Raw genomic sequence first — 4,041 nt, 5'->3', positions numbered from 1 at the left:
CGATCAGCGCCGCGATCGCCAGGTACGGGTTCACATCGCCGCCGGGCACCCGGTTCTCCACCCGCATCCCCTGCCCGTGCCCGGCGATCCGCAGCGCGCAGGTGCGGTTGTCCACCCCCCAACGCAACGCGGTCGGCGCGAACGAACCCGGCGCGTACCGCTTGTAGGAGTTGATGTTCGGCGCGAACAACACGCTGAACTCGCGCATCGTGGCCAGCAGACCGGCCAGCACCCGCTGCCCGGTCACCGACAGATGCGCCGGCCCGTCGCCCAGCATCGCCGACCTGCCGTCCCCGCCGCTCTCCTCGGCATTTCGCAGCGAGAAGTGGATGTGGCAGGAGTTGCCCTCCCGCTCGTTGGGCTTGGCCATGAACGTCAAGGCCATGCCCTCCTGCGCGGCGATCTCCTTGGCGCCGTTCTTGTAGATCACGTGGTTGTCCGCAGCCTTGAGCGCCTCGTCGTAGCGGAACGCGATCTCGTGCTGGCCGAAGTTGCACTCGCCCTTGGCCGACTCCGGCAGCAGCCCGGCGCCGTACATGTCGTTGCGGATGCGCCGCAGCAGCGGCTCGACCCGGGCGGTGCCCAGCAGCGAGTAGTCGACGTTGTACTGGTTCGCCGGGATCAGGTCGCGGTAATGCTTGTCGAACGCCTGCTCGTAGGAGTCCTTGTAGAGCACGAACTCCAGCTCGGTGCCCGCATAAGCAGTAAGTCCGTGCCCGGCAAGACCATATGCCGTCAGGTCGAGCGCGGCGAGCCGGTCCAGCTGGCGGCGCAGGATCTGCCGCGGCGACACGTAGACCGGCTCGCCACCGGTCGTCTCCAGATCGGCGAGGACCATCGCGGTGCCGGGCTGCCACGGCACTGACCGCAGCGTGGCCAGATCCGGGCGCATGACCATGTCGGCGTATCCGGTATCCCATTGCGTCGTGGCGTACCTGCCCTGGACCATCATCTCGGCGTCGGCGACCAGGAGGTAGGTGCACGCCGAACTGCCGCTGGTGGCTACGTCGTCGAGGAAGTGCCGGCCGTGCAGGCGTTTTCCTTGCAGCCGGCCCTGCATGTCGGTGAAGCCCAGTAGCACCGTGTCGACGCTGCCGTCCTCGACCGCAGCGGCGAGAGCGTCGACATTCATGAGCTTCTCCCCGTGGTGCCCGAGCTCATGCGGGGATCGGGAAGGTAGGCCGGGCGGCGAATGCGGCCGCGTGGTCGGCGATGAGCTCGAGGACGTGCTCGATGTCGGCGCGGGTGGTGGCCGGGTTGAGCAGGGTGAACTTCAGGTGGTGGCGGCCGTCCACCTTGGTGCCGGCGACCACGGCGGCGCCCGAGGCGGCCAGGGCCTCGCGGGCGTGCAGGTTGGCCGCATCCGTCAGGGACGGGTCGGCGGGCCGGTAGCGGAACACGACGGTGGACAGGTCGGAACGGGCGACCACCTCGAAGCGGGGGTCCTCGGCGAGCAGGTCGTACGCCTCGGCCGCCCGGTCGACCACCTCGTCGAACAACTCACCGATGGCGTCCGGGCCCATGATGCGCAGGGTCATCCACAGCTTGAGCGCGTCGAAGCGGCGGGTGGTCTGCAGGCTCTTGTCGACCTGGTTGGGGACGCGTTCGCCGGCGGTGACGGGGTTGAGGTAGTCGGCGTGGTAGGTGGCGTGCCGCAGCGTGGTGCCGTCGCGGACCAGCAGGGCGCTGGAGCTGACCGGCTGGAAGAACGACTTGTGGTAGTCGACGGTGACCGAGTCGGCCAGCTCGATGCCGGCCAGCAGGTGCCGGCGGGTGGGTGAGACGAGCAGCCCGCAGCCGTACGCGGAGTCGACGTGCAGCCAGGCCCGGAACGCGGTGCACAGCTCGGCGATCTGGGGCAGCGGGTCGATGGTGCCGAAGTCGGTGGTGCCGGCGGTGGCCACCACGGCCATCACGGTGTCGCCTCGCTCGAAGCAGCCGAGCAGCGCGTCGGTCAGCGCGGTCACGGACATCCGCCGTTGCCGGTCGGTGGGCACGACGATCACCGCATCGGGGTCGAGGCCGAGCAGTTTCGCCGACTTCTGCACGCTGAAATGGCCGGCCGCGGAGGCGAGGATCCGCTTGCGGCCGGGGCCGCTCTCCTCGCGGGCGAGCAGCATCGCCTGCAGGTTGGACTGGGTGCCGCCGCTGGTGAACACGCCGTCGGCCAGCGCGCCGAGCCCGATCCGCCCGGCGGTCCACTCGATGATCCGGCGCTCGATCAGGGTGCCGCCGGCGCTCTGGTCCCAGGTGTCCATCGAGGAGTTGACCGCGCTGAGCACCGCCTCCCCGAGCAGCGCCGGGATGACCACCGGGCAGTTCAGGTGGGCCAGGTAGCGCGGGTGGTGGAAGTAGACAGCGTCGCGCAGGTAGACGTCCTCGAGCTCGGCGAGGACATCGGCCGCGGAGCCGAGTGGTCGGTCGAGGTCGACGCCCTGCACCACAGGCTGGAGGGCTTCGGGGCTGATGCCGGTGCACGGTCGGGTGGTGCCGGCGATGCGGTGGGCTACCAGGTCGACGCCCTGCATGATTGTGTGCCGGTATGCGCTGGTGGTGCCGGTGGTCAGTAGGTGCTCGCGGGCGGTGGGTAGGGACGGCAAGGTGGTCCTCAAGGGGTCTCGGCTGGTGGGTCGGGGTCAGGGTTTGCGGGCCAGTGCGGCGTAGACGCTGGCGGCGGTGTCGCCCAGGTGCGGCGCGGGTGCCGGGTCGAGCTCGGGGTGCCAGCGGATGGTCGCGACGATGCCCGGGTCGACCAGCTCCAGTCCGGTTAGGAGTGCGGCGATCTGATCTTGGGTGCGTGGCCGGAGGGTGCCTTGGCGGGGGTCGTCGAGTAGCCGGGCCGCGATGGAGAGTTGGTCGGGGGTGAGGAAGTCGGTGGTGCCGTGGCTGACGGCGAGGTAGCTGCCGGCGGGCAGCGCCTCGATGAGGGTGCGGACTGCCCGCAGGACGCGGGTGTCGTCGTCGATGAAGTGCAGGACCGCGAACAGCAGTAACGCGACCGGCTCGCCAGGGTCGATGAGATCCCGGTAGGCGGTGCTGGCCAGGATCGAGCCCGGGTCGAGGACGTCGCCTTGGAGGAAGTCAACTTTGCCGGCGGGGTGGCTGAGCATGAGGGCGCGGCCGTGGACGAGCACGAGCGGGTCGTTGTCGACGTACAGCACCCGGGCGGTCGGATCGGCGGCCTGGGCGACGTCGTGCACGCAGGGGCCTTGGGGGATGCCGAACCCGATGTCGACGAACTGTCGGACACCGCACGTGGTGGCGAGGTGGCGGACGACGCGCAGGACCAGGTTCCGGTTCTCGGCCAGGGTCACGCCGATGTCGGGGAACAATTCGCGCATGGCGTCGCCGGCGGCGCGGTCGGCGGCGAAGTTGTCCTTGCCGCCGCGCAGGTAGTCGTAGCGCCGGGCCGGCGCGACCGTGTCGGCGTCCAGGTGCGGCCCGTCCTGCGGGTTCTGCTGTGGGCCCTGCTGCGGACCTTGCTGCGGTCCGACCATCGCGGCGTCCCTTCAATGAGCGGAGTGTCATATGAGTGGGTGGGGCGCGGCGTCGGGCTGCCTCGGGCATGACGCCGCGCCCCGGGCGGGCCGAGCGCGGGGAGATGGGGGCCGGCTCGGCCCGGTTGCCCGGCAGTCCCTCTGAAGGGAACCGGATGCTGCCGGGGCTTGGGGTTAGGTCAGTGCGGGTCGCGCCACATCGGCCGCAGGTAGGGCGCGCCGGGGGCGATCGGGAATGGCGGCAGGGAGGTGTAGCCGTGGCGTTTGTAGAGCCACTGGTTGCGTTCGCCGGTGGCTTCCAGGTAGGCGGGGAGGCGGGCGCCGTTGTCGCCGTCGAGATAGGTGGTGTGGTGGTAGTGGAGCAGGGCGGAGCCGTAGCCGCGGCCTTGCCGGTCCGGGTGCACGACAATCCAGGCCAGGTGGTGGTGCGGCTCCCGGGGGTGGTGGGCGTCGACAGCGGTATCCAGGGCGAGGAACCGGTCGTGATAGCCGCCGGTGATCTCTTGGAGCCGGTCGTGGTAGCCGGGGGTGTCGGGGATGTGGC

Annotated in this window: 4 protein-coding genes; all 4 read right to left on the bottom strand. The window is 70.3% G+C overall.

Features of this window, described 5'->3' with window-relative positions:
* Nucleotides 1-1,132, bottom strand: a 1,132-nt coding sequence (locus AB0M20_RS30600) for a glutamine synthetase family protein (protein WP_364303795.1), incomplete at its 3' end; no start/stop codon positions are given.
* A 25-nt stretch (nucleotides 1,133-1,157) separates the two neighbouring features.
* Nucleotides 1,158-2,612 (bottom strand): aspartate aminotransferase family protein, encoded by a 1,455-nt coding sequence (locus AB0M20_RS30595; RefSeq protein WP_364303793.1) that lies wholly within the window; start codon nucleotides 2,610-2,612, stop codon nucleotides 1,158-1,160.
* Nucleotides 2,613-2,636: 24 nt separating this feature from the next.
* Nucleotides 2,637-3,497, bottom strand: a complete 861-nt coding sequence (locus tag AB0M20_RS30590) for an SAM-dependent methyltransferase (protein WP_364303792.1) — start codon at nucleotides 3,495-3,497, stop codon at nucleotides 2,637-2,639.
* A gap of 179 nt (nucleotides 3,498-3,676) precedes the next feature.
* Nucleotides 3,677-4,041, bottom strand: a 365-nt coding sequence (locus AB0M20_RS30585) for a GNAT family N-acetyltransferase (RefSeq protein ID WP_364303791.1), incomplete at its 5' end; no start/stop codon positions are given.

This window comes from Actinoplanes sp. NPDC051633 (genome assembly GCF_040681735.1).
Taxonomy (GTDB): Bacteria; Actinomycetota; Actinomycetes; order Mycobacteriales; family Micromonosporaceae; genus Actinoplanes.
The sequence above is the reverse complement of the archived record's forward strand: the minus strand, read 5'-3'. Positions and strand labels throughout refer to the sequence as shown.